General features: G+C 25.6%; 2 protein-coding genes. Both read left to right on the forward strand.

Annotation, left to right across the window (positions count from 1 at the left end; all coding sequences use genetic code 4):
• Positions 1-288: hypothetical protein (locus F801_RS04440; protein ID WP_027332476.1), on the forward strand; the 288-nt coding region annotated here is incomplete at its 5' end.
• A 64-nt stretch (positions 289-352) separates the two neighbouring features.
• Positions 353-1,314: DNA methyltransferase (locus F801_RS04260; RefSeq protein ID WP_230493931.1), on the forward strand; the 962-nt coding region annotated here is incomplete at its 3' end.

Raw genomic sequence — 1,314 nt, forward strand, 5'->3', positions numbered from 1 at the left:
TTAATTAAACTAAATTTAGAAATTTTAAAAAATAATGACAAAATTTCTATAGATGACTTTGAACAAATTTGAAGATTTTTAAAACAAAGAGTAGCTACTGGTTTTGTTTTTGATGAAGCCCCAGAAATCAATAATCAAAGCATCGCAATACTTGAAAAAGATGAAAAATTATCTTTTTCTTCTTCAAAAATGAAGGAAAATTTACAAAATTCTTTAATCATTGGAGAAAATTATGATGTTTTAAAGAATCTTATAGGAGTAGAGAGAGAGAGAGAGAGAGGATTCTAACTTCGATTTAATCTACATTGACCCTCCTTATAACACACAAAAGACATCAGATGACGGAAATAATTTAACTGATGAACAAATAACTGCTGACAAATTTATATATCGGGACAAATTTTCAAGAACAGGATGATTAAATCTTCTAAACGAAAGATTAAAATTAGCAAAACAACTTCTAAAAGAAGATGGAGTTATATTTGTTTCAATTGATGATAATGAACAAGCTTATTTAAAAGTGTTAATGGATGAAATTTTTGATTATAACTTTATTGGAAATTTTATATGAGTATCTAATAAAGCTGGTAGACAAATAAAAAACTTTTTCGCTTCAACTTATGAACATATTCTAGTTTATTGTAAAAATAAAGATAAAGTAAGTCTTGAGATAAAACAAAATATGAATTTTTTAGAAAAAATTATGCCTTATGTGTATGAAGCAAAAACAAGAGAAATCTTTGAAGATGAAATTTCTCCTTATTTTTTAGATAATAGTTTAGAAAATTCAGGCAAAAATAATTTTAATATTGATAATAGACCAAACTTATATTACCCTATTTATACAAACGGAACTGAAATAAGTATCGAAAATAAAGAAGGATTTACAGAAATTTTTCCTTCTAAAAATCACTTAGGTAAACAAGGGGTATGAAGGTGAGAAAAAAACAAAGTAAAAGCAGAATTATTTAATTTAGTAGTTAAAACAACAAGTGATAATTCTTATAAAATATTTCCAAAAAGAAGAGAATTTGTTTACAAGTTAAAGGATTTAATTTTTTCTTCTAGTACAAGTACTAAAACTGGTTCAAAAGATTTAGAAAAAATCTTATCAAATGCTTTCGACTTTCCTAAACCTGTTTCTTTACTAAAATTATTAATTTCTTTAAAACCTAAAGAAAACACAAGAGTCCTAGATTTCTTTGCAGGTTCAGGTACAACTGGACAAGCAGTTTTAGAACTTAATAAAGAAGATGGCGGAAGTCGTTCTTTTGTTTTAGTAACTAATAATGAAAATAATATTGGTCAAAACGT

This window comes from Mesomycoplasma hyorhinis ATCC 17981 (assembly GCF_000383515.1).
Lineage (GTDB): Bacteria > Bacillota_I > Bacilli_A > Mycoplasmatales > Metamycoplasmataceae > Mesomycoplasma > Mesomycoplasma hyorhinis.